The organism is Massilia solisilvae, from assembly GCF_024753215.1.
Taxonomy (GTDB): Bacteria; Pseudomonadota; Gammaproteobacteria; order Burkholderiales; family Burkholderiaceae_D; genus Telluria; species Telluria solisilvae.
On sequence record NZ_JANUGV010000002.1, the window covers coordinates 228494 to 249912 of the forward strand.

The 21419-nt window shown below is 69.1% G+C and carries 27 protein-coding genes; 8 read left to right on the top strand and 19 right to left on the bottom strand.

The features are described 5' to 3' along the window. Position 1: 1 nt before the first annotated feature. Entirely contained in the window at positions 2-406 is a 405-nt protein-coding gene (gene flgC, locus NX773_RS09095) for a flagellar basal body rod protein FlgC (RefSeq protein ID WP_258822664.1), read from the bottom strand. Between the two features lie 2 nt (positions 407-408). After that, entirely contained in the window at positions 409-768 is a 360-nt protein-coding gene (gene flgB, locus NX773_RS09100; protein WP_258856029.1) for a flagellar basal body rod protein FlgB, read from the bottom strand. Positions 769-839: 71 nt separating this feature from the next. Between flgB and flgA the strand changes: the two genes are divergently transcribed. Further along, complete coding sequence (gene flgA, locus NX773_RS09105) at positions 840-1547, top strand: flagellar basal body P-ring formation chaperone FlgA (RefSeq protein ID WP_258856030.1); 708 nt, start codon at positions 840-842, stop codon at positions 1545-1547. Here the strand turns inward: flgA and NX773_RS09110 are convergent. The 17 genes from NX773_RS09110 to fliE are packed head-to-tail and all read right to left on the bottom strand — an operon-like array spanning position 1537 to position 14840. Further along, entirely contained in the window at positions 1537-2232 is a 696-nt protein-coding gene (locus tag NX773_RS09110; RefSeq protein ID WP_258856031.1) for a glycoside hydrolase family 73 protein, read from the bottom strand. The genes flgA and NX773_RS09110 overlap by 11 nt on opposite strands. After that, on the bottom strand, positions 2219-2647 hold the full coding sequence (gene flgN, locus NX773_RS09115) for a flagellar export chaperone FlgN (protein ID WP_258856032.1): 429 nt from the start codon (positions 2645-2647) through the stop codon (positions 2219-2221). Before flgN ends, NX773_RS09110 begins: the two co-directional genes overlap by 14 nt. Next, the gene (gene flgM / locus NX773_RS09120) at positions 2644-2919 is read right to left on the bottom strand and encodes a flagellar biosynthesis anti-sigma factor FlgM (protein WP_258856033.1); all 276 of its coding nucleotides are present in this window, start codon (positions 2917-2919) and stop codon (positions 2644-2646) included. Before flgM ends, flgN begins: the two co-directional genes overlap by 4 nt. A 35-nt stretch (positions 2920-2954) precedes the next feature. After that, the gene (locus NX773_RS09125) at positions 2955-3872 is read right to left on the bottom strand and encodes a flagellar motor protein MotB (protein WP_258856034.1); all 918 of its coding nucleotides are present in this window, start codon (positions 3870-3872) and stop codon (positions 2955-2957) included. After that, positions 3865-4788, bottom strand: coding sequence for a flagellar motor stator protein MotA (motA, locus tag NX773_RS09130; protein ID WP_258856035.1), 924 nt, complete (start codon positions 4786-4788; stop codon positions 3865-3867). Before motA ends, NX773_RS09125 begins: the two co-directional genes overlap by 8 nt. Positions 4789-4848: 60 nt before the next feature. Next, the gene (locus tag NX773_RS09135; protein WP_370662236.1) at positions 4849-5580 is read right to left on the bottom strand and encodes a FliA/WhiG family RNA polymerase sigma factor; all 732 of its coding nucleotides are present in this window, start codon (positions 5578-5580) and stop codon (positions 4849-4851) included. Positions 5581-5595: 15 nt separating this feature from the next. Further along, positions 5596-6051, bottom strand: coding sequence for a flagellar basal body-associated FliL family protein (locus NX773_RS09140; protein WP_258856036.1), 456 nt, complete (start codon positions 6049-6051; stop codon positions 5596-5598). Between the two features lie 12 nt (positions 6052-6063). Next, positions 6064-7233 carry a flagellar hook-length control protein FliK gene (locus tag NX773_RS09145; protein WP_258856037.1) on the bottom strand — a complete coding sequence of 390 codons (1170 nt, stop codon included), beginning with the start codon at positions 7231-7233 and terminating at the stop codon, positions 6064-6066. Continuing rightward, positions 7230-7547: a hypothetical protein gene (locus NX773_RS09150; RefSeq protein WP_258856038.1), complete on the bottom strand. Its 318-nt coding sequence runs from the start codon at positions 7545-7547 to the stop codon at positions 7230-7232. The genes NX773_RS09145 and NX773_RS09150 overlap by 4 nt, the downstream gene beginning before the upstream one ends. Then, complete coding sequence (gene fliS, locus NX773_RS09155) at positions 7540-7929, bottom strand: flagellar export chaperone FliS (protein WP_258856039.1); 390 nt, start codon at positions 7927-7929, stop codon at positions 7540-7542. The genes NX773_RS09150 and fliS overlap by 8 nt, the downstream gene beginning before the upstream one ends. A 13-nt stretch (positions 7930-7942) precedes the next feature. After that, a complete protein-coding gene (gene fliD / locus NX773_RS09160) occupies positions 7943-9331 on the bottom strand; it encodes a flagellar filament capping protein FliD (RefSeq protein WP_258856040.1) in 1389 nt (462 codons plus the stop codon). Positions 9332-9360: 29 nt separating this feature from the next. Further along, positions 9361-9795, bottom strand: a complete 435-nt coding sequence (locus NX773_RS09165) for a flagellar export protein FliJ (protein ID WP_258856041.1) — start codon at positions 9793-9795, stop codon at positions 9361-9363. Beyond that, entirely contained in the window at positions 9792-11108 is a 1317-nt protein-coding gene (fliI, locus tag NX773_RS09170) for a flagellar protein export ATPase FliI (RefSeq protein ID WP_258856042.1), read from the bottom strand. The genes NX773_RS09165 and fliI overlap by 4 nt, the downstream gene beginning before the upstream one ends. Next, positions 11105-11800 (bottom strand): flagellar assembly protein FliH, encoded by a 696-nt coding sequence (gene fliH / locus NX773_RS09175; RefSeq protein WP_258856043.1) that lies wholly within the window; start codon positions 11798-11800, stop codon positions 11105-11107. Before fliH ends, fliI begins: the two co-directional genes overlap by 4 nt. Beyond that, on the bottom strand, positions 11797-12837 hold the full coding sequence (locus NX773_RS09180; RefSeq protein ID WP_258856044.1) for a FliG C-terminal domain-containing protein: 1041 nt from the start codon (positions 12835-12837) through the stop codon (positions 11797-11799). Before NX773_RS09180 ends, fliH begins: the two co-directional genes overlap by 4 nt. Further along, the gene (gene fliF, locus NX773_RS09185) at positions 12809-14488 is read right to left on the bottom strand and encodes a flagellar basal-body MS-ring/collar protein FliF (protein ID WP_258856045.1); all 1680 of its coding nucleotides are present in this window, start codon (positions 14486-14488) and stop codon (positions 12809-12811) included. Before fliF ends, NX773_RS09180 begins: the two co-directional genes overlap by 29 nt. 19 nt (positions 14489-14507) lie before the next feature. Further along, entirely contained in the window at positions 14508-14840 is a 333-nt protein-coding gene (gene fliE / locus NX773_RS09190; protein WP_258822645.1) for a flagellar hook-basal body complex protein FliE, read from the bottom strand. 341 nt (positions 14841-15181) lie between these two features. On the opposite strand from fliE, the gene NX773_RS09195 reads away from it, so the two are divergent. Genes NX773_RS09195 through NX773_RS09225 form a run of 7 tightly spaced genes read left to right on the top strand, consistent with a single transcriptional unit; the run spans position 15182 to position 21410 of the window. After that, a complete protein-coding gene (locus NX773_RS09195) occupies positions 15182-16024 on the top strand; it encodes a flagellar motor switch protein FliM (protein WP_258856046.1) in 843 nt (280 codons plus the stop codon). Then, positions 16025-16369, top strand: coding sequence for a FliM/FliN family flagellar motor switch protein (locus tag NX773_RS09200; protein WP_258856047.1), 345 nt, complete (start codon positions 16025-16027; stop codon positions 16367-16369). Then, positions 16366-17127 carry a flagellar type III secretion system pore protein FliP gene (gene fliP, locus NX773_RS09205; RefSeq protein ID WP_258856048.1) on the top strand — a complete coding sequence of 254 codons (762 nt, stop codon included), beginning with the start codon at positions 16366-16368 and terminating at the stop codon, positions 17125-17127. Before NX773_RS09200 ends, fliP begins: the two co-directional genes overlap by 4 nt. A 15-nt stretch (positions 17128-17142) precedes the next feature. Next, positions 17143-17412: a flagellar biosynthesis protein FliQ gene (gene fliQ, locus NX773_RS09210; protein ID WP_258822641.1), complete on the top strand. Its 270-nt coding sequence runs from the start codon at positions 17143-17145 to the stop codon at positions 17410-17412. A 2-nt stretch (positions 17413-17414) separates the two neighbouring features. After that, a complete protein-coding gene (gene fliR / locus NX773_RS09215) occupies positions 17415-18191 on the top strand; it encodes a flagellar biosynthetic protein FliR (protein ID WP_258856049.1) in 777 nt (258 codons plus the stop codon). Beyond that, positions 18184-19326, top strand: a complete 1143-nt coding sequence (locus NX773_RS09220; RefSeq protein ID WP_258856050.1) for an EscU/YscU/HrcU family type III secretion system export apparatus switch protein — start codon at positions 18184-18186, stop codon at positions 19324-19326. The genes fliR and NX773_RS09220 overlap by 8 nt, the downstream gene beginning before the upstream one ends. Further along, the gene (locus tag NX773_RS09225) at positions 19323-21410 is read left to right on the top strand and encodes a flagellar biosynthesis protein FlhA (RefSeq protein ID WP_307728517.1); all 2088 of its coding nucleotides are present in this window, start codon (positions 19323-19325) and stop codon (positions 21408-21410) included. Before NX773_RS09220 ends, NX773_RS09225 begins: the two co-directional genes overlap by 4 nt. Positions 21411-21419: the final 9 nt, after the last annotated feature.

A 21419-nucleotide genomic window follows, 5' to 3' on the forward strand; every position in this document is an offset into this window, starting at 1 on the left:
GTCAGCCCTCCCCGAGTTTGAGCAGCGCGTTCTGCATCGACTTGATCCGGCCCAGCACCTCGACGTTGGTCTCGAACGCGCGCGAGGCCGACATCATGTCCGCCATTTCGGAGACCTGGTTCACGTTGGGGTAGAACACCATGCCCTCGGCATTGGCAAGCGGGTTGCCCGGCTCGTAGGTCTGGCGCACCGGATCCGCGCTCGACACCACGTCCACCACCTGCACCTGGCCGCCGGCGCCGCTGTTCATCACGGTGGCGAACACGGGCTTCCTTGCCCGGTAGGCCGCGTTTTCGGATCCGGCGGCGGAGTCCGCGTTGGCCAGGTTGCTGGCGATCGTGTTCAGGCGCACCGATTGCGCCGCCATTGCCGATCCGGCGATTTGGGAGATGTCCTTGAAGCCCATGGTCATTGTCCGTTGATTGCTTTGGCCAGGCCCTTCAACTGCATGTTGATGAAGGTGAGGCTGGTCTGAAAGTCGGAAGCGTTCTGCGAGAACGCCGCTTGCTCGATGCCGATTTCGACGGTGTTGCCGTCGGCGCTGGGGTGAAACGGCACGCGGTACTGGGGGCCGGCCTCGGTGAGCGGCAGCTCGCCCTGTTCCTCGGCGGCGCGCGCCGCGAGCATGGCGCCGAAGTCGAGGTCGCGCGCGGTGTAGCCGGGCGTGCTCTCGTTGGCGATGTTCGCGGCCAGCACCCGGGTGCGCTCGGCGCGCAGCTCGAGCGCGTCGGCGTGCACCCCAAGCGCGTCCTTGAAATTAATCGTCATGTCGAACCTCCGTCGCAAAAACTGCAGGGTGATTGTTAGAATGGGATTTTTCTTTTCCCAGGTACTCTTCGATGAAAGCTTCCCGTGTCTTGCGCCATGCCGTGCTGGCGGCGCTCGTGCTGGCCGGGCCGGCATCGGCGGCCAGCGTCGCTGCGCAGCTCGAACAGGCCGCGCGCGACGTGCTCGCGCGCCAGCTCGAATCGGCCGCGCTGTCCGAGCCGCAGGTCCAGGTCGAGGTGGCGACGACGCGCGCTGCCCAGCCGTGCGCGCAGCCATTGGCGATCGAACCGCTGGACACGCGCCAGCTCGCGCGCATGCGCTTTGCCGTGAGCTGCCCGGTGGCGGGCGGCTGGCGGTACGAATACGTGGTGCGCGCGCACGTGTCGGCCGTGGTGGCGGTGGCAGCCAGCGCGGTCGCGCCGGGCGAACCCTTGACCGATGCGGCGGTGGCGCTCGAACGTCGCGACATCACGCTCATTCCCGACGCGATCGGCGCGCCCGAGGCGGCCGTGGGCCAGACCAGCCGCCGCGCGCTGAGGCCCGGCGACGTGCTACGCGCGGGGCAACTGGCCGCGCCGGTGCTGGTCAAGCGCGGCGACCAGGTGACCATGGTGGCGCGGCGCGACCAGGTCGAGGTCAGCACCAGCGGCGAAGCGCTCGACAGCGGGGCGCGCGGCGCGTCGGTGCGCGTGCGTAACAACGCCAGCGGCCAGGTCGTGCGCATGCGCGTGACCGGGGCCGGCACCGTGGAACCGGTGGACGGGCGCATCACCCGCTGACTCCCTGCAGGCGGGCGGCCACGCTTTGCAGCTTGGCCGCGTAATGCGGGTCGGTCGCGTAGCCGCCCTTGGCCAGCCCGTCCGCGAAGGCACGCGCATCGTTGCCGGCGCCAAGCGCGCCGCGAAAGCGCGGGTTCTCCAGCAGCAGCTGGGCATAGTCGCGGAAGGCGCTGGCCTGGTCGGGATAGGCGCGAAAGGCCGCGCTGGTTTTGAGGGCGGCGCCGTGGACGTACTCGGTGGTTTCCGATTGCGCGACCGCGCCGTTCCAGCCGGCGCCGGCCTTGATGCCGAACAGGTTGTGGCTGCTGGCGCCGTCGCGCGCCTTCAGCGGCCGCTGGCCCCAGCCCGATTCGAGCGCGGCGTGGGCCGACACCAGCGCGGGGGACACGCCCAGCATCTCGCCGGCCTCGCGCGCCCACGGCGCAATACTGTCGATGAACTCCTGCTGGGCCGGCGTGTCGGCGCTTGCAGAGGCGGCGTCAACGCGCGCGCGCAGCATGCGGGCGCCCGGGGTGAGCGACGGTTGCGCGAAGCCGGCAGGGTCGCCGTTCTTGATGAAATCGGCCACCTCGCCCTGGACCTCGCTGAACACGCGCCCGAAACCGGCGCCACCGCCCAGCGGGGCCGTGGGACGGGTTGGCGCGAGCGCGGGCAGCGGCGCGGTCGAAAATTCAACGTGGCGCATAGATCTGCTCCTCGCCGTGCAGTACCCGCTGCATCACGCTGAACTGCTCGGTCATCAGCGCGGTGTTGCGCGCGGTGGCTTCCTTGCAGGCGCGTACGCGCCGTTCCAGTTCCTCCCAGTCGGCCGCCAGCCCGGTTTGCGCGGCGGGCGGCAAGGCCGCGATCAGGTCGGCCATGGCCGCTGCACGGCCGTGCAGCGCGCGCACCAGCGACACGCGGCGCACGCGGCGCGCTTCCATCGCATCGAGCGCCGGCGCCAGCTCGGCGGTCAGTGCGGCCAGCTCGGCGCTCTTGTGGCGCAGCGCGGCCGCGAACTGGCGGTCGAGCATTTCGAGCATGGCGCCGACGGCCGCCAGGTCGGCGCGCACGTCGCTTGCCAGCTGGGCCCGGGCCTGGTCGCGGGTCATGCGGCTCATCGCTGCTTGCCGTGAAAACGCTCGATCAGGCCGGCCAGGCGCGCCGGGTCGAACGGCAGTTCGCCCTTGGCCAGTGCGTCGCGCAGTTCCGCCACACGGGCGTGGTCGATCTCGGGCATGGCGCGCAGCGCGTCCATGGCCGGCGCCAGCGTGTCCGATTGCAGCGGCGCGGCGGCAGCGGCGGGGCCGGCGGCAGCCGGGGCGGCGCCGGCCGGCATCTCGGGCGGCGGCGCGAGCGGGACGGAAGGGGCAGGGGCGCCGGTGATCTTCATGCGTGCTCCTCGTGATTTCGGTTGAATCGTCATGGTTATTTCGCCAGCTGGCGGCGCAGCGTCTCGATCTCGGCGGCGTCGCGTTCGTCGGCGCGCGCGTCGCGCTGCGGCGCCTTCGCGCCCGGCGCGCCGAACATCGCGGCCACGGTGGCGGCCTGCGCGCGCGTCAGGATCAGCAGTTCGATGCGCCGGTTGGCGTCGGCCCTGGTGTTCGCCGCGTCCAGCGGCGCGCGGTCGGCCATGCCCACCACTTGCAGCACGCTTTCCTTGCGCATGCCACCGTCCAGCAGCTCGGAACGCGCAGCCAGGCCGCGGTTGGTGGACAGCGTCCAGTTCGAGTAGGCGCCGTGGCCGGCGTCGGCGTACTGCACCGAATCGGTATGGCCGACGATCAGCATCTGGTTTTCCATGTGTTCGAACAGCGGGGCCATCTTGCGCAGCAGGCGCGCAAAGCGCGGCGTGGGCAGCGGGCTGCCGCGCATGAACATGCCCTGGCGGTCCGTGTCGTGCAGCATGACGCGCAGGCCGAACGGCGTCACGACGGCCGACAGGTTCGCTGCCAGCCCCGCCTCTTCGCTCATCTGGGTGAGCGCCTGCGACAGCTTGGCCAGTTCCTGCGGCGAGTCATAGCTCACGCGCGCGCCAACGTTCGGGCCGGCGCCTTCGTGCGCCAGCGGGAAGCGCTCGATCAGGCTGCCGTTCGGGCTGTTGCTGATCTCAGGCTTGATGCCGTCGCCGCCGATCTGGCCGCTGGTGGTGGCGTCGCGCACGATCCGGGCCAGCGACTCCTGCTGGCGCGCGGCCATCAGCCACAGCACCAGGAACAGCGCGGTGAGGGCGAGGCAGAAGTCGGCGAACGCGACCTTCCAAGCGCCGCCATGGTCGTCGTCGTGCGAGCGCTTGCTGGCGCGCTTGACGATGGCCTGCTCTTCCTTGTCGTGCGCTTTAAGCACTTTCGACCCCCATCATGCGGTCGCTGGTGCGGCGCCGTTTGTTCTGCGACTGGTCTTCCATGCCCATCGCGGTGATCCACGCCTCCAGCTGGGCGAAGCTGGGCTTGATGTTCAGCTGCACCAGGCGGCGGCCGGCGTCGATCGCCAGCAGCGCCGGCTTGCCGGCCACGTGGGTGACCAGCACCACCTTCACGCACTCCAGCGTCGAGGCTTCCTCGTTCACCAGCTGCTTCATCATATTGCTGATCGGGTCCATGACGCCGTAGCAGAAGAAGATGCCGATGAAGGTGCCGATCATGGCCGACCCGACGCGCTCGGCGATCTCGCCGGCGTCGGCGCCGTCGGACACCGAATGCATGGCCAGCACGATGCCGAGCACCGCGGCCAGAATCCCGAAGCCGGGCATTGCCTCGGCCACGCGCGCGAGCGACTTGGACGGCTGCATCAGCTCCTCGTGGATCGCGTCCAGCTCCTGTTCCAGCACGCCTTCGAGCTCGTGGGCGTTGATCTTCCCCATGGCCATCAGGCGGAAGTTGTCGACGATGAAATTGAGCAGCTTGGGCTCCTGCAGGATCAGCGGATAGCGCTGGAACAGGCTGGACTCGCGCGGCGCCTCGACGTGGGCGTCGAGCGCCTTCAGGCCGCCCGCCGCGGTCTGCAGCAGTTCGTACATCAAGAGCAGCAGCTGGCGCTGGAATTCCGGGCCCTGCTTCTTGCGGAAGATGATCTTGCGGAATTGGGTCATCATCTCGGACAGCACGTGGCGCGGGTTGCCCAGCACCAGCGCGCCGCAGGCGGCGCCGGCGATGATGAGCAGCTCGATCGGTTGCCAGATCGTGTTCACGGTGCCGCCCATGATCGCGAAGCCACCGAACACGCAGCCGAGCACAATGAAAATACCGAGGATTTGCTGCATTTGGACGCCTTTCCGCTTCTCTTTCAGGTTATTGGACTAATTGTTTTTATCGTTCTTTTTTTATGCGGCCTGCAGCGCCGCCTTCATCTTGGCCAGCGCACTCTTGTTGAGCTGGCAGACACGCGCGTCGGACAGGTCCAGCACCGCCGCGATTTCCTTGTAGCTCAGTTCGAACTCGTAAATCATCTGGATCACCCGCTGCTCGCGTTCGGTCAGCGCGCCCAGCGCCTGCTCCAGGCTGCGCCGCACCAGCAGCTGTTCCTCGGGGCCGGGGGCGCTGTGTGCGCGCTCGGTCGCTTCCTGCACAACCTCGTCGAAACTGAGCAGCTCCCCGGCGCAGTCGTCGAGCTGGTGCTGGTAGAGGTCTTCGTGGCTGATCCCGAGCGCGTCGGCCGCTTCCTGTGCCGATGGCTCGCGCCCGAGGCGGCGCGTGAGCGCGCGCAGCTCGTCGCGCAGCCGGTGGCTGTCCTGACGGACCGCGCGCGGGCGCCAGTCCTGGCGGCGCAGCTCGTCGAGGATCGCGCCGCGCACGCGCAGGCTGGCGTAGCTGCCAAAGCCGGCGTCGGGCTGGCCGTAGCGGCGCAGCGCCTCCAGCAGTCCCATCAAGCCGATCTGCTCCATGTCCTCGCGCGACATCGCGCCCGACACCTGTGCGTTCAGCTGCCGCACGATGCGCTTGACCAGCGGCGCATAGGCCAGCAGGTGGCGCTGCTCCTCGCGCGCGTCCATGGCCGCGGCCTCGGCATAGCCGGCGGCACTGGCGTGATCGAGGTAGTCGGCGAGGTAGCTCACGGGCGCACCAGACGCTTATTCGATGATCAGCTTGCTGATCATGACTTCGGAAAACGGCTTGTCTGCCTTGTCCTTCGCGTAGCTGGCTTCGAAGGTCTTGTTCAGCTGGTCGGCGTACTGCTCGACGGTCATCTCGGCGGCGGCCGGCATGGCATAGCCGGACAGCGCGCGCACGGCAACGCTGCGCAGCATCGGCAGGTGTTCCTTGGTGGTGCGTTCCTTCTCGTCCGTGGTCGCCAGCACGAGGTCGGCGGCCAGGTAGTGCGGGCCGGTGTCGCGCGGCCCGCGCCGCAGCATCACGATCACCTTGTCGAGCGTGACATAGCGGTTGGCCCGCTTGACGGTCTCGGCCTTCTTGACCAGCGGCGCGCGCGCGGTGGCCGGCTGGCTGAATCGCCACATTGCGCCAGCGGCCAGCGCGCCGCTCAACAGGGCGACGCCAGCGAAGGCGAATATGGATTTGATCGACATCTTCATCTTGTTTTACTCGCGTCCCTTGAGGGAAAAAGCGTTGTCGCCGCCGGCGTCGGCCAGTGCCAGGCCAGGTGCGGCGTCCTCCGGTTCGCGCCCGCCCTGGCGCTGCCGTTGCTGCTGGTCGCCAAAGCCGGCAAAGCCGCCTTGCTGGGCGCGCGGCGTTTGCGAGACGCTCACCGTCACCTCGGCGTACTGGCGGCCCGCCAGGTCGTTGCGCAGGTTGTCGCTGACGTTTTGCAGCTGGCGCACGACCTCGCTGTGGGTCGCGGAGAGCGCCACCTGCAGCGTGCCCGCGCTGTGGCGGATCGAGATGTCCACGCGCCCCAGGTCGGGCGGTTCGAGGCGGATCACCGCCTGCTCGATGTTGTTGCCGGCCTGGACGCGCAGGCGCTCGCCAAGCGCCTCGTGCAGTGCCTGGCGCCATGCGGCCGGCTGGCCGGCCAGCACGACCGGCGCCGGCGCGGACGGCGGCGCGTGGTTGGCGGACGGAGCGGCGACGCCCCACCCGGGGGCCGTGCCGGCGGCTGCCGGCGCCGCGCTGTCGCCGGCGGCATTGCGTTCGGTTGCGGCGGCAGGCACGGCGCCACGCGGGGCGGCCGGCGGTTGCGTGGCATCGGCGCCGTCCGTGGCCAGGGCCGCGTATGGCGGCGCGTCGTTCGCACGCAAGGATTCGTCAACGGCGGCGGGACTGGCCTGGGGCGCGGGAGCAATTACGGGGACCGCTCCCGCCGCCATGGCTGAGCGCGCCGCGGCTTGCTGCGCGGTCGCTTGCACCGGCATGTCGGCGCTGACTCCTGCTTCGCGGGGCTGCGCGAGCGGGAGCGGGGCCGCGGCCGGGGCGAGCGTGCCAGCCGGGGCGAGCGTGCCCGCCGGGACGAGCGGCATGGCCATTGCCGCCAGCGAGGGCATCGGCTGCTGCGGCGCCGCGGTTGGGTCCTGCGCCGGGTCGGTGCAGGCATCGGCTTCGTCGCCAGCGTCCGGGGCGTCCGGCAAGGCATCGTCCGCGCCGGCGGCGGCCGCGTCGAGCGGCAGCGCGGCGGCCAGGTCATCCAGCCACTGGGCGAATCCTGGCGCGGCCGGCAGCCCGGCCGGCGGCATGGCAGCGCCATCGGCCGCCTGCACAACGGCGGTGGTATCGGCTGGGCCGGCAGGGGGGAGGTTGGTGATCGTGAGATTCATGGTTGTTCCAAGGCCGGGTCGTTCTCGGCGCCGAGGGCGTAGGCGATCCAGCCTTCCTTGTTGTTGCGCATATCGTCCAGCCGCAGCTCCAGGTCGCGCGCGGCGCGCGCGCATGCGCCTTGCGCCTGCTCGTAGGCGCTGCGCAGCCAGGTCAGGGCCTCGCGCTCGCGCGCGGTGAGCGGCCCGCGCCCGGCCAGCTCGCGCAGCGCGGACGGCAGCGCGCGCGCCGCCACCCGCAGGCGATCCCAGTCGGATGCCGTGGCGGCCGCCACCAGCTCGTCGCCCAGCGCGCGCATCGCTTCGCTCCTATCCATGGCGCGCCTGAACACCCTGCCAGCCCTGGCGGATCGTCGTCAGGATGCGCACGACTTCGTCCACCATCGTCGGGTCGAGCTTGATGCCCGCCCCGTTCAGGTGCTGGGCGCAGAAGTCGTACAGGTTGGCCAGGTTGGCGACGACTTCGCCGCCGTGCTCCAGGTCCAGGGAGCTGGACAGGCCATGGATGATTTCCACGCACTTGTCGATGCTCTTCGCCTTCTGCTCATAGCGCTTGTGCACGATGTGCGCGCGCGCGCGGGCCAGCTCGTCGAGCAGCCCGTCGGTGAGCAGCAGCACCAGCTCCACCGGGGAGGCACGCGCGGTCTGCGCGTCGAGGTTGACTGCGTGGTAGTCGCTGTAGGCGTCTGTGTAGGCCATGTGGTTCGGGTCCTTACTTCGATTTGTCGCCGAACAGGGCGTCGAACATCGACGAGTTCGAGTTCATGGTGTTCTGCAGCGTCTGCAGCCGGGTGAACTGCAGCAGGTAGCGCTGGTAGGCCGCGTCGTACTGGGCGTCGAGCGCGGTCTGGCGGACGGTGAGGCTCTTTTGCAGCTTGTCGTTGGCGTCGCTGCGCAGCTTGATCTGGCCGCTGGTCGAGTCGCTCCACTTTTCCAGGAAGGTCTGCAGGGCGCCCGCGATGCCGCTGCGGGTGCTGGTGTTGGCCGTGGCCTTGCCGATCAGCGCGTCCAGCCCGTTCGGGTCCCTGGCCAGCTGGTTGGACAGGCGGGTCGAGTCGACGGCCAGCGTGCCCTCCTTGGTCGCGATGATCCCGTAGGCGGCGAGCGAGGCGCCGACCGTCGGGCGCATCAGTGCGACCAGGCGGTCGCGCAGCGCGCGAATGCCCGAGTCATGCGCAAACGTGCCGGGCGCCTTCTTCTTGGCGGCGTCGCCGGTGTCGAGCAGGCCGTCGATGGCCTTCTTCAGCGTGTTGTAGGCATCCACGAAGTCCTGGACGTTCTTGGCGGTCTTGCCGCTGTCGGGGCTGACGGTCACGCTGACCGGCGTCGCGCCGGCGGCCTGGGCCTTGGTGAACGTGACGCTCAGGCCGTCGTAGTTGGTGAAGGTGTTCGATGCCTGCTCAATCCTGGGGCCGGAGGCGTCGCCCAGGTAGGCGACCGCGTTCTGGCCGGCGACCGTGGTGCTGAAGTTGAGCGGGTCGGTCAGCTTGGTCTTGAGCGTGCTGGCAGTCATGCCCGACGCGTCGAGCGTGATCGCGTGGCCGGTGCCGGTGGCGGTCGAGGTCAGCGTGAGCTTGGGCACGCCGCCGATGGTAACCACCGCCGCCTGCACGCGCCCGGCGTTGGAGGAGGCTTTGTTGATCGCCGCCGCCAGTTCGGCCACGCTCATCTTGCCGTCCTTGCTGGTGTCGGCGCCTGCGAGGCTGACCGTGAAGGGCGTACCTCCGATGCTGATCGCGACCGAGCCGCCGGCCAGGCCGTCGTTGCTCAGGTTGTCGTAGGCGACCTGGGTCGAGGTGGCGATCTGCTCGACGAAGAAGCTGAACGTGCCAGTGCCGGCGGTGGCGGTCGCGGTGGCCGTGCCGAGCGAGGTGTCGGACATCACCGCCGATTGCGCGAACAGGGTCTTGTTCAGACCCGTCAGCGACGACAGGCTGGTCTGGAAGGCGCCGATGGCCAGGCCGAGGTCGGACAGCGCCTTGGTGGTCGCCTGCGCGTCCTTGGTCTGCGCGGTCAGCATGTCCTGGGTCGGCGCGGTGAACTTCTGCGCCAGGGCCGCGGCGGTGCTGGCCGGGTCGTAGGTCGGGCTGTTGATCGTCATCTCATGCTCCTCTTTGTTCTAACCGGGCGTTATGCCCGTCCTGCCAGCCACGCCTGGGTGGCGGTTTCGTCTTCGCGTTTGCGCAGCGCGCGGTCGCGTTCGCGGTCGGCGGCGCCCTGGTGCCGGTCCAGCACCATGCCCAGCACCTCGCGCCGGGTCCACGCGTTGGCCAGCTCGCGCTGGGCGACCTGCATGTTCGCTTCGTGCAGGTGCAGGTCGGTGCGGTGGCTGTCCGCGAGCGCGAACACGGCCTGCTTGTACTGCCCGCAGTTCAGGGCCAGCGCCGGCGACAGCGCGCCGGACGCGCCGCTGCCTTCCACCAGCGCATGGAGCCGGTCCAGGTTGGCCTGGTAGCGGCCGCGCGTGGCTTCCTGGCGGGCCAGGTCGGCCTGGATGCGGTCCACCTCGCTGGCGCGCACGCGCACCAAAAGGCCAAGGCTGTCGATCGTCGTTTGCCTGCTCATGCCATCAATACCTCCAGCTGCTGCACGCACTGCGCCAGCGGCGCGGCTTCGCGCGTGCCCTGGCACAGGAATGCTTCGATCTTCGGATGCAGGTTGACTGCGCGGTCGGTCTCGGGATCGGCGCCGGCCACATAGGCGCCCAGCGGGATCAGGTCGCGCACGCGCGCATGGCGCGCCATGCTGGCCTTGAGCTTGCGCGCAGCTTCGGCATGCGCCGGCGCGACCACCTGCGCCATGCAGCGGCTGATCGAGGCGGCCACGTCGATCGCCGGGTAGTGGCCGCGCTCGGCCAGCTCGCGGCTGAGCACGATGTGGCCGTCGAGGATCGCGCGCGCGGTGTCCACCACCGGATCCTGCTGGTCGTCGCCTTCGGCCAGCACGGTGTAGATCGCGCTCATGCTGCCGGCTTCGCCCTCGCCGTTGCCGGCCGACTCGACCAGCTGGGGCAGGGTGGAGAACACCGACGGCGGATAGCCGCGCGTGGCCGGCGGCTCGCCCAGCGACAGCGCCACTTCGCGCAGCGCCATCGCGTAGCGGGTGAGTGAATCGACCAGCATCAGCACATGCTGGCCGCGGTCGCGGTAGTGCGCGGCCACGGCGTGGCACAGTTCGGTCGCGCGCACGCGCATGAGCGGCGACTCGTCGGCCGGGGCCACCACCAGCACCGCGCGCTTGAGGCCTTCGGTGCCGAGCGAGCGCTCGACGAACTCGCGCACCTCGCGGTTGCGCTCGCCGATCAGGCCGACCACGATCACGTCGGCCACGGTCTGGCGCGTGATCAGGCCGAGCAGCACGCTCTTGCCGACGCCGCTGCCGGCCATCAGGCCGACGCGCTGGCCGCGGCCGAGCGTGAGCATGCCGTTGATCGCGCGCACGCCCACATCCAGCGGCTGGTCCACGGGGTGCTTGCGCAGCGGGTTCACGTGCGGGGGCGTCATCGCCAGCTGGGTGTCGCCGCCCAGCCGGCCCAGTCCGTCGATCGGTTCGCCCAGCCCGTTGACCATGCGCCCCAGCCATTCCGGGCCGATCAGCGGGCCGCGCGCCGGCGGCGCCGGCAGCACGCGGGCGCCGGTGGCCAGGCCTTCGGCCTTCTTGAACGGCATCAGATAGGAGACCTTGTCGCGAAAGCCCACCACCTGCGCGTCGAGCCAGCCGCCATCGACGGTCTCGACGCGGCAGCGCTGTCCGGTGTGCAGCTTGCAGCCGACGCTCTCGAGCAGCAGCCCGCGCGCGCCGACCAGGCGCCCGGTCGGCGTCGCGACCGGCACTTCGCCGATGTCCAGCAGGCGCAGGGTCTCGGCCAGCTCCATCATGCCGCGGCCTCCTCGCCGTTGGCGGCGGCCTGCAGTTTTTCGGCGACCTGTTCCATGCAGGCGGCAAGCCGGCCCTGGCAGCCGGCATCGACCTCGTGGTCGCCGGCGCGCACGCGGCACTCGCCAGGCTCCAGCGACGGGTCGGCCATCAGGCTCCATTTCTTGGCGCGCTTGGGATCGAGCTCGGTCACGCGCTTGAGCTCTTCGGGATTGAGGAACACCTCGACCGCGTCGCGGGTGGGCGGCATGGCGGCCAGCGCTTCATCCACCAGCGCGAGCAGCTGCACCGGCTGCAGCGCGAGCTCGGCGCGGATCACCTGGCGCGCGATCTTGCCGACCAGGTCCACCACTTCCTTGCGCTGCGCGGCCTTGAGGTCGGCGCGCAGCTTCTTGAGCGAGCGGAGCATGGCCTCGACCGGCTTGGCGGCCTGCTCGAACTGGGCGCTGGCCTGCTCGCGCGCCTGCTCGGTGCCCTGTGCCAGCCCGGCTGCCATGCCTTCCGCGTGGCCGGCCCGCCGCCCTTCGTCCAGGCCCTGCTCGAAACCGGCATCGTAGCCGTCGCGCTGTCCCTGGCGGTAGCCGTCGGCCAGCGCGCCCTGCCAGTCCTGGTCGGGCAGGGCCGGCGCGCCGTCTTCGAGGGCGGCGCCGAACTGCGCGAGCGGCGGGAAGTGGTAGGGACGGAAGTGTTTCATTCGGCGGTGGCCTCGTCGTACAGCTGCACTTCGATCTGGCCGGCCTCGGACAGCTCCTTGACCACGCCCATGATGTCCTTGCGGGTTTGCTCGATGCGCGACAGCGGCACCGGGCCGGAGCGGCGCATCAGTTCGTCGAAGCTCTGGGCCTGGCGGCGCGGCATGGCGTTCAGGATCGCGTCGCGCAGCGCCGGCTCGGCGCCCTTGAGCGCGATCGCCCACTGGTCGAGCGGCACTTCGTCGAGCAGGCGCGTGATGGTCTGCTCGGACTGGCGCGACAGGATGTAGAAGTCGTACATCGACATCTCGATTTTGCTGCACACGTCCGGGTCGTGGGCGCGGATCAACTCGACCATCGCAGCGCGGTTGCCCGGCAGGCGGTTCAGGATCTCGGCGACCTGGTGCACCCCGTCCACGCTCGCGCTTTGCGAATCGAGCGCGGCCAGGCAGCGCGCCACCAGGTCCTCCAGCTCGCCGAGCAGGTCGCGGTCGATCTCGTCCAGCCGCGCCAGGTGCAGCAGCACCAGCTCGCGGCCGTCGCCGGGCAGGCTTTCCAGGATCTGGCCGGCCAGCGCCGGCGGCAGGAAGGCCAGGAACACGGCCTGCATCTGCACGTGCTCGCGCATCACGAATTCGGCCAGCCACTTGGGGCTGGCGTACTGCAGGCGCGCGGTCATCGGCCGGATCGCGTCGCCATAGATCGTGTTCAGCACGCTGTTGGCGATGTCGCTGCCAAGGGCCAGGTCGAGCGAGCGTTTCAGGTAGCTGCGCGAGGCGCCGTGCAGGCCGCTCTGCTGGCGGTAGTCGTCGAAGAAGTTCTGCAGCGAGACGCGCACCGTGTCCACCTTGATGCCGCTCATCCGGCTCATCACCTGGGTCAGTTCGAGCAGCTCCTCGCGCTCGAGGCAGCGCAGCACGGCGGCAGCCTGCTCCTCGCCGATCGACAGCAGCACGATCGCCGCCTGCTCGACCGGGGACAAGCCGGTCTCGTTCGGCTGGAGCGCGGAATTACTGTTGTTGGGGTTCGCTTCGGCCATTTTTCTTCTGTACCCATTGTTTGACCACCTCGGCCACACGTTCCGGCTCCTTGCCGGCCAGGACCTTGAGGTGGTCGACCATCACGTCCACGGCCGATCCGGCCGGCGGCAGGTCATAGTTCTCCAGCAGCGGCACCACCGGCATCTGTTTTGCGTCGCCCGCCGCGAGGGCAGGGGTACCGGCTGCGGCAGCCGCAGCGGTGGTTCCGGGCAGCGCGGCGGGCGCGCTCTTGGCCGGCGGCTGCGGGCCGAAACGGTGGTTGAGCAGGCGCAGCAGCGGCCGCACCAGCGCCAGCCACGCGAGCAGCAACCCGACCGCCCACGCGGCCCAGCCGCTGGCATCGACCACCGTGTCGCGCTCCTGCCACCACGGTTCGGGAGCCGGGGGCGCCGGGAAGCGCAGGCTGGACACGGCCAGCACGTCGCCGCGCGCGGCGTCGATGCCAAGGCCGCCGCGCAGGATCTTGTCGATGCGCGCCAGCTCGGCGGCGTTCCAGCCGCCCTTGGGCGCGCCCGGCGCGGCGTCGTTCAGCACCACCGCCACCGACAGCTTGCGCAGGCGCCCGCGGCTCTTCTTGATCTGGGTGATCGAGCGGTCATACGCGAACTGGCGGGTGCTCGCGTTCTTGCGCGCGCTGCCGTCGTCGTTCGGTTTGTTCGGGTCTTCCGGCTTGGTGGTGTCGACCTGCGGCGGCCGATTCGACAGCGTGCCGGGCACGCCCATCGCCACGCGGCTCTTCTCCAGCTCCTCGCGCATCGCTTCGCTGGTGATCTTGGGGTCGGCGCCGTATTTTTCCTGGGTCTCTTCGACCTTGTCGTTGTCGATGTCGGCGGTGACCGAAACCTTGTAGTTGTTCGCGCCCAGCACCGGCCCGAGCAGCTCGTTGACGTTGGCGCGCACGCCGTCGGTGACGCGCTTGTCGGTGTTCTCGCCGGAGCTGGCGGCATCGAAGCCGTCGGCCAGGTCCACGCGCGAGGAAAGGAAGTTGCCGGCCTGGTCCACCAGCGACACGCGCGACGGCGCCAGGTTGGCCACGCTGCCGGCGACCATGTTGACGATCGCCGCGATCTGTTCGTTGGTGAGCGTGCGGCCCGGCTTGACCGCAACCACGACCGAGGCCGAGGACTTCTCGCCATCGCTCGCCACGAAGGAGCTGGAACGGGCGATCGCCAGGTGCACGCGCGCGCTGGCGATCGCGTCCAGCGTCAGGATGCTCTGCGCCAGTTCGCCCTCCAGGCCGCGGCGGAAGCGCACGTCCTGCACGAACTGCGACACGCCGAGCGGGTCGTTGTGGTCCATCAGTTCCAGGCCCGCCGGCAGCTGCGCGGTCACGCCCTTGGCGGCCAGCAGCATACGGGCCTTGCCCAGGCTGCTAGCCGGCACCAGCACCTGGCCGCTTTCGGGGTGCAGGCGGTAGGGGATGTGTTCGGCGTCGAGCACGCCCATCATGTCGCTGGCCGCGACCTTTTCGTGCGCGCCGAACAGCGGCTTGTAGCTGGCCTGGTCGCGCCATTGATACAGCATGACGGCGGCGGTGATCGCCAGCGCGAGCAGCAGCAGGGGCGCGAGCTTGTTGCGCAGCGCCGCGGGCAGCGCCGGCAGCGCGCCGAGGCGCTTGTTTTCGAGGGCCGATTTCAGGGTGGAGATCACAGGGTGGCTTTCGCGAAGGTCAGACCGGCAGCTTGAGCAGGTCGTCGACCGCGCCCATCACCTTGTTGCGCACCTGGAGCAGCATCGAGAACGACAAATTAGCCTGCTGCGAGGCCAGCATCGCGCCGACCAGGTCGTCGCTCTTGCCGCTGTCGACCGCGTTCATGCGCTCGGCGGCGGTGCGTTCGTCCTGGTCCACGCTGGCCAGCGCGTCCTTCATGCTCTGGGTGAAAGAAACGCCCGGATGGGCGTGGTGGGCGGCATCGATTGCCGGCGTCACCGCCAGCCGGCTCGCTTCGTTGGTGAGCGCTGCCAGGTCCGCCTGGATCGCGCCAGCAAGTTCAGTTGCCATCGTTTCGTCCGTTACAAATTCTCACTGTTGTTAAATGTAAACACACCGTTTGGTATTCTGTTGCCAACGTTGACTTACATCAACATTGTGACTCGCGGTCGTGATAGGGATTTGGTGATCGCTCCATTTTTCATAGCGCGCTCTCTCCCCTGCGGTGCTTTGCCATTGCCCTATGGCAACGGATCGTTTACGATCTTACCGTACGGCAACGCGCTTTTCCAAGCGAAATATCAAAGTTTCAGTGAGATTTTGGCCGTTATAATCATTGCCTAAGGGAATTTCTTTGACTTTCGTGCAGACGTCCCGCAGGCCGCTTCTGTCTGGAAAACACAACGCTGACCATGCCAAGTTCAATTTCTGCTGACCGCTGCCCGGTGCTCGACCCGACGCTGTTGGGCCGGCCCGTGCACCTGCTGCCGCAATTCGCGGCCCGGCTGCGCGAGGCACTTGGCGCGGCCATGCGTCTGCCCGCGCGGCACCGCTACTGGGACGCGTTCGACGTCGACGAGCTCGAATTCACGCGCGCGCCAAGCCAGGAGCCGCTGCGCTGGCTCGAGGTCGAATACGGCTTCGGCCGCGCCAGCGTCGCCTTCGAGCGGCCGCTGTTGCTGGCACTGCTGGACTGGCGCTATGGCCGCACGGCGACACCGGCCGCGGGGCGCGACCTGAGCGAACGCGTCACCGCCACCGAGGAGCGGTTGGCGCTGATGCTCACCCGCCAGCTGGCCGAGGTGCTGGCCGGGCGGGTGCTGGCGGGCCTGGCGGCGTTGGGCGAGACCGCGCCGATGCGCGAGCTGGTGCCGGTGGCGGCCAGCGCGCCGCCCGCGGGCAGCTGGGCGATCCGGCTGGTGCTGCGCGCCCACGGCGGCGAGCGCGGCACGGTCTGGTTCGCGCTTGACCAGGCCCTGACGTCCGCGATCCTGCGCGGCCTGCTGCCGCCGCGCCGTGCGCAAGGCGGGCCGGCGGCGGAGCCGCTGGCCACGCGGCTGGCGGTCAGGCTCGAAGCGCGCCTGGCCAGCAAAGAGATGACGCTGGCCGCCCTGTTTGACCTGAAGCCGGGCGACGTGATCCCGTTCAGCCTCGGGCGCGCCGACGTGCTGCTCGACGAGAACCGCCTGTTCACGGCCGCCGTGGCCGAGCACAAGGGCAAGCTGTGTTTAACCTCTTTTGAAGACACCGATTAAATGGACATGAATCCGAACGACCAAGAAGACGTGATCATCGACGATCACGACGACCCGGTGACGCCGGCAGCGGCCCCGCGCGCGCCGCGCTCGCTGCCGCAGATGATGCGCCGCATCCCGGTCACCCTGACGCTCGAAGTGGGCTCGGCCCGCATCTCGCTGCAGGAGCTGATGTCGATCGGCCCGTCGTCGGTGGTCCCGCTGGATACGCTGGCCGGCGAGCCGCTGGTCATCCGCGTGAACGGCGCCCCGATCGGCCGCGCCGAGGTGGTGGTCGCGGGCGAGCAGTACGGTCTGAAGGTGATCGACCTGGACGGCCTGGACCTGGACGCGATCGCCCCATGAACTTGAGCACCGCCGGCCGGCGCCGCTTTGCCGCGCCGGCCTTGCTGGGCGCGGCGCTCTTTGCCTGCGCTGCCCCGGCGCTGGCTGCCGACGTGCTGGCCGGCGTGATCCCGGGCGCCAACAGCGGCATGAGCGTCAAGTCGCAGATCCTGGTCCTGATGACGATCCTCGGGCTCTTGCCCGTGATCGTGATGATGATGACCAGCTTTACCCGCTTCGTGATCGTGCTGTCGCTGCTGCGCCAGGCGCTCGGGCTGCAGCAGGGCCTGCCCAACCGCGTCATCACCGGCATCGCGCTGATCCTGACCATCCTGGTGATGCGTCCCGTGGGCGAACAGGTCTGGACCGAGGCCTTCATCCCCTACGACAAGGACAAGATCGGCCTGGAGCAGGCCTTGAAGACGGCCGAAGTGCCGCTGTCGCGCTTCATGCTGGCGCAGACCAGCAAGGCCGCGCTGACCCAGGTGGCGCACCTGGCGGGCGAGCCGGCCGACCTGGCGCCGCAGCAGCGCGCGTTCACGGTCAAGCTGGCCGCGTTCGTGCTGTCGGAGCTGAAAAGCGCATTCCAGATCGGCTGCATGCTGTTCATCCCGTTCCTCATCATCGACCTGGTGGTGTCGTCGGTGCTGATGGCGATGGGCATGATGATGCTCTCGCCGCTGGTCATTTCGCTGCCGTTCAAGCTGCTGCTGTTCGTGCTGGTGGACGGCTGGACGCTGACGGTGAACACGCTGGTCGGCTCGATCCACGGCTACTGACGAAAGGACTGGTGGATGACGCCTGAAATCGCCGTCGACATCGTGGTCGAGGCACTGCATATCGTGATGCTGCTGGTGGCCGTGCTGGTGGTGCCGGGCCTGGTCGTGGGCCTGCTGGTCTCGCTGTTCCAGGCCGCCACGCAGATCAACGAACAGACACTGAGTTTCCTGCCGCGCCTGTTGGTAACGCTGTTCGCGCTGATCCTTGCCGCTCACTGGATGACCGGCTACCTGATGGATTACTGCGTCTCGGTGTTCCAGCGCGCGGCCACGCTGGCGGGGTAGCGGTGGAAGTCGTCGGCTTCCTGCTGCCCCTGATCGGCGCCCTGTGGTGGCCGTTCTGCCGCATCATGGCGCTGCTGTCCACCGCGCCCGTGATCGGCGAGGGCATGGTGCCGATCCCGGTGCGCGCGCTGCTGTCGCTGGTGCTGGCGTTCCTGATGCTGCCGCTCACCCGCGCTGGCGTGCAGCCCGACCCGTTCTCGCTGCACGGCGTGGTGGCGATGATGGAGCAGGCCATCATCGGCGGCACCATCGGGCTGGCGCTGCAGTTCGCGATGGCGGTCATCAACCTGCTCGGCTTCGTGGTGTCCAGCCAGGTCGGGTTCTCGATGGCGCAGATGAACGACCCGGTCAACGGCTCGCCCTCGGACGTGGTCTCCACGCTGCTGTCGCTGGTGGCGATCCTGGTGTTCTTCGCGATCGATGGCCACCTGGTGCTGGCCGGCGTGCTGGGCCAGAGCTTCAAGGCCTGGCCGGTGGGCGCGCCGTATCCGCCGCTGCTGCTGCACACGGTCGCGCTCAACCTGGGCTGGGTGTTCTCGGCGGCGATGCTGCTGGCGCTGCCGATCGTGTTCTCGACCATGGTGGTGCAGGTGGGGTTTGGCTTCCTGAACCGGGTCGCGCCCACGCTGAACCTGTTTTCGCTCGGTTTTTCGCTGGTGGTGCTGTTCGGGGTGCTGATGCTGGCGCAGGTGGTGCGCTTCGTCCCCGAGCATTACATCGCGCTCACCAACCGGGTCCTGGAAATGCTGCAGCAGCAGATGGGAGCGGCCCATGGCTGACAACCAGACCGGCGGCGACAAGACCGAAAAGGCCTCGCAGCAGAAGCTGCGCAAGGCCCGCCAGGAAGGGCAGGTGGTGCGCTCGCGCGACCTGGGCACCGCCATCGGCATCCTGGCCGGGCTGAAGATGTTTTCGCTGCTGCTGCCTTCGTACGTGGAGTCGTTCCGCCACCTGTTCCAGCTGGTGTTCGCGCCGACGGGCGAGCCGGGAGCGCTGGAAAACGCGCTGTCGCTGATTTTTTCCAGCGCGGCGGCCTTGCTGGTGCAGATGGTGCTGCCGCTCCTGGTGGTGCCGCTTGCGATCATGCTTGCCGCGCTGGTGCCGGGCGGCTGGGTGGTCTCCACCTCGCACTGGGAGCCGCGCTTCGACCGCCTGTCGCCCATCGCCAACCTGGGCCAGCTGTTCGGCGCCAAGCACTGGATCGCGGTGGCCACCTCGCTCGGCAAGGCGGTGGTGCTGGCGGCCGTGCTGTGGCACGTGACCACCTCCGGCACCGCCGCCTGGGTCGACCTGCAGCACCGCACCCTCGACCAGGCCATCGTGCGCGGCGGGGGCATGCTGTTCGACGGCTTGATGTCGCTGGTGATGGTGTTCGTGCTGTTCGCGGTGGTGGACGTGCCGCTGCAGGCCTTCCTGTTCGCGCGCAACCAGCGCATGAGCAAGCAGGAGGTCAAGGAAGAGCACAAGAGCAACGAGGGCCGCCCCGAGATCCGCCAGCGCATCCGCCAGCTGCAGCACCAGCTGGCGCGGCGCAGCGTCAGGAAGACCGTGCCCAGCGCCGACGTGGTGATCGTCAACCCGGAACACTACGCGGTCGCGCTCAAATATGACGTCAAGCGCGCCGAGGCGCCGTTCGTGGTCGCCAAGGGCCTGGACGAGATGGCGCTTTACATCCGGCGCGTCGCCACCGAGCACAAGGTCGAAGTCCTGACCCTGCCGCCGCTGGCGCGCGCCATCTACAACACCAGCCAGGTGCAGCAGCAGATCCCGGCACAGCTCTACCAGGCCGTGTCGCAAGTACTCAACTACGTGCTGCAGCTGAACGCATTTCGCTCCGGCCGGCGCCAGGCGCCGCCGCGCTTCCCCAACGAGGTGGCCGTGCCGCCGCATCTTTCCGAGGACCCCGTTCGATGAACCTGTTCCAGACCATGGTGGCTGAGCTGCGCCGCCAGAAGTTCGCCACCCCGGCCTTCCTGCTGCTGATCCTGGCAATGATCATGCTGCCGCTGCCGCCGGTGCTGCTGGACGTGCTGTTCACCTTCAACATCGTGCTGGCGCTGATCGTGATCCTGGTGTCGGTGTCGGCGCGCCGCCCGCTCGACTTCTCGGTGTTCCCCACCGTGATCCTGGGGACCACGCTGATGCGGCTGACGCTGAACGTCGCCTCCACCCGCGTGGTGCTGCTGCACGGGCACGAAGGCACCGGCGCCGCCGGCCACGTCATCGAGGCCTTCGGTAACGTTGTCATCGGCGGTAACTACGTGGTCGGCCTGGTGGTGTTCGTGATCCTCATGATCATCAACTTCGTGGTCGTGACCAAGGGCGCGGAGCGGATCTCGGAAGTGTCGGCGCGCTTCACGCTGGACGCGCTGCCCGGCAAGCAGATGGCGATCGACGCCGACCTGAACGCGGGCCTGATCAACCAGGAAAAAGCGCAGCTGCGCCGGCGCGAAGTGGCGGCCGAGGCGGACTTCTACGGCGCCATGGATGGCGCCTCCAAGTTCGTGCGCGGCGACGCGATCGCGAGCATCCTGATCCTGTTGATTAACATGATCGGCGGCGTGGCCATCGGCGCGCTGATGCACGGGCTGTCGTTCGGCGACGCCTTCCGCCAGTACGCGCTGCTGACCATCGGCGACGGCCTGGTCGCGCAGATCCCGGCGCTGCTGCTGTCGGCCGCGGCGGCGATCCTGGTCACCCGCATCGGCGAGTCGGGCGACTTCGAGCAGCAGGTCGGCGGCCAGCTGCTGGCGCAGCCGACGGTGCTGTACTCGGCTTGCGCGGTGATGGTGGTGCTGGCGCTGGTGCCGGGCATGCCGTGGCTGCCGTTCATGGTGTTCGCGGCGGCGCTCGGCTTTGTCGGCTGGCGCATGAACACGCGCGTGGCCGCGCCCGACCCGGCCGGGGTGGCTGCGATCGAGGCGGCGCTGTCCGACGAGCGCGTGCCGGAACTGGACTGGGAGCAGCTGCCGGTGGTGCAGCCGATCGCGGTCACCGTCGGCTACAAGCTGGTGGGACTGGTGGACCGGGCGCACGGCGAGCCGCTGGTCAAGCGCGTCAAGGGCGTGCGCCAGAGCCTGTCCGAGCAGATGGGCATCCTGCTGCCCGCGATCGGCGTGCGCGACGACCTGGCGCTGCGTCCGTCGCAGTACGCGATCAGCATTTCCGGCACCGTGGTGGCCGAGGGCGAGGTGCTGCCCGAGCACCTGATGGCGATCCCGTCGCCCAACGTGTACGGCCAGCTGGACGGCATTCCCGGCATCGAGCCGGCGTACGGCATGGCGGTCACGTGGATCGGGCCGGACGAGAAGGCGCATGCGCTCGGCCTGGGCTACCAGGTGATCGAGGTGCCCAGCGCAATCGCCACCCACTGCGCCAAGGTGATCCGCGACTACCTGCCCGACCTGTTCCGCCACGAGGACGTGCCGGCGCTGATGGAACGCTTGAGCGCGCTCTCGCCCAAGCTGGCCGCCGCGCTGGACAAGGCGCTCACCCACACCCAGCTGCTGCGGGTGATGCGCGTGCTGCTGGCCGAGAACGTGTCGCTCAAGGACATCGTGGTGATCGCCACCACGCTGCTGGACAGCTCGGAGACGACCAAGGACCCGATCCTGCTCGCGGCCGAGGTGCGCTGCGCGCTGCGGCGCCAGATCGTGTCCGCGCTGTTCGGCAAGAAGAAGGACATGCCCGCGTTTAACCTGTCGGCCGAGCTGGAGAACATGCTGCTCGGCTCTCTGAACCAGGCGCGCCAGGGCGGCAAGGTGGCGCTGGATAACTACCCGATCGACCCGCAGCTGCTGTCGCAACTGCAGGTGAACATGCCCGCCGCGCGCGAGCAGATGAAGCAGCAGAACAGCACGCCCTTGCTGCTGGTGCTGCCGCAGGTGCGGCCGCTGCTGGCGCGCTACGCGCGGCTGTTCGCGCCCGGCCTGCACGTGCTGTCGTATAACGAGATTCCCGAAAACCGCGAAGTGGCGATCATCGGCACCGTGGGCTGAGCCGGCGGC

What these genes read in the sequence shown, in the direction of transcription:
- flgC (WP_258822664.1), bottom strand. Translation starts at nt 406, where the DNA reads ATGGGCTTCAAGGACATCTCCCAAATCGCCGGATCGGCAATGGCGGCG.
- flgB (WP_258856029.1), bottom strand. Translation starts at nt 768, where the DNA reads ATGACGATTAATTTCAAGGACGCGCTTGGGGTGCACGCCGACGCGCTC.
- flgA (WP_258856030.1), top strand. Translation starts at nt 840, where the DNA reads ATGAAAGCTTCCCGTGTCTTGCGCCATGCCGTGCTGGCGGCGCTCGTG.
- NX773_RS09110 (WP_258856031.1), bottom strand. Translation starts at nt 2,232, where the DNA reads ATGCGCCACGTTGAATTTTCGACCGCGCCGCTGCCCGCGCTCGCGCCA.
- flgN (WP_258856032.1), bottom strand. Translation starts at nt 2,647, where the DNA reads ATGAGCCGCATGACCCGCGACCAGGCCCGGGCCCAGCTGGCAAGCGAC.
- flgM (WP_258856033.1), bottom strand. Translation starts at nt 2,919, where the DNA reads ATGAAGATCACCGGCGCCCCTGCCCCTTCCGTCCCGCTCGCGCCGCCG.
- motA (WP_258856035.1), bottom strand. Translation starts at nt 4,788, where the DNA reads ATGCAGCAAATCCTCGGTATTTTCATTGTGCTCGGCTGCGTGTTCGGT.
- NX773_RS09140 (WP_258856036.1), bottom strand. Translation starts at nt 6,051, where the DNA reads ATGTCGATCAAATCCATATTCGCCTTCGCTGGCGTCGCCCTGTTGAGC.
- NX773_RS09145 (WP_258856037.1), bottom strand. Translation starts at nt 7,233, where the DNA reads ATGAATCTCACGATCACCAACCTCCCCCCTGCCGGCCCAGCCGATACC.
- NX773_RS09150 (WP_258856038.1), bottom strand. Translation starts at nt 7,547, where the DNA reads ATGGATAGGAGCGAAGCGATGCGCGCGCTGGGCGACGAGCTGGTGGCG.
- fliS (WP_258856039.1), bottom strand. Translation starts at nt 7,929, where the DNA reads ATGGCCTACACAGACGCCTACAGCGACTACCACGCAGTCAACCTCGAC.
- fliD (WP_258856040.1), bottom strand. Translation starts at nt 9,331, where the DNA reads ATGACGATCAACAGCCCGACCTACGACCCGGCCAGCACCGCCGCGGCC.
- NX773_RS09165 (WP_258856041.1), bottom strand. Translation starts at nt 9,795, where the DNA reads ATGAGCAGGCAAACGACGATCGACAGCCTTGGCCTTTTGGTGCGCGTG.
- fliI (WP_258856042.1), bottom strand. Translation starts at nt 11,108, where the DNA reads ATGATGGAGCTGGCCGAGACCCTGCGCCTGCTGGACATCGGCGAAGTG.
- fliH (WP_258856043.1), bottom strand. Translation starts at nt 11,800, where the DNA reads ATGAAACACTTCCGTCCCTACCACTTCCCGCCGCTCGCGCAGTTCGGC.
- NX773_RS09180 (WP_258856044.1), bottom strand. Translation starts at nt 12,837, where the DNA reads ATGGCCGAAGCGAACCCCAACAACAGTAATTCCGCGCTCCAGCCGAAC.
- fliE (WP_258822645.1), bottom strand. Translation starts at nt 14,840, where the DNA reads ATGGCAACTGAACTTGCTGGCGCGATCCAGGCGGACCTGGCAGCGCTC.
- NX773_RS09195 (WP_258856046.1), top strand. Translation starts at nt 15,182, where the DNA reads ATGCCAAGTTCAATTTCTGCTGACCGCTGCCCGGTGCTCGACCCGACG.
- NX773_RS09200 (WP_258856047.1), top strand. Translation starts at nt 16,025, where the DNA reads ATGGACATGAATCCGAACGACCAAGAAGACGTGATCATCGACGATCAC.
- fliP (WP_258856048.1), top strand. Translation starts at nt 16,366, where the DNA reads ATGAACTTGAGCACCGCCGGCCGGCGCCGCTTTGCCGCGCCGGCCTTG.
- fliQ (WP_258822641.1), top strand. Translation starts at nt 17,143, where the DNA reads ATGACGCCTGAAATCGCCGTCGACATCGTGGTCGAGGCACTGCATATC.
- NX773_RS09220 (WP_258856050.1), top strand. Translation starts at nt 18,184, where the DNA reads ATGGCTGACAACCAGACCGGCGGCGACAAGACCGAAAAGGCCTCGCAG.
- NX773_RS09225 (WP_307728517.1), top strand. Translation starts at nt 19,323, where the DNA reads ATGAACCTGTTCCAGACCATGGTGGCTGAGCTGCGCCGCCAGAAGTTC.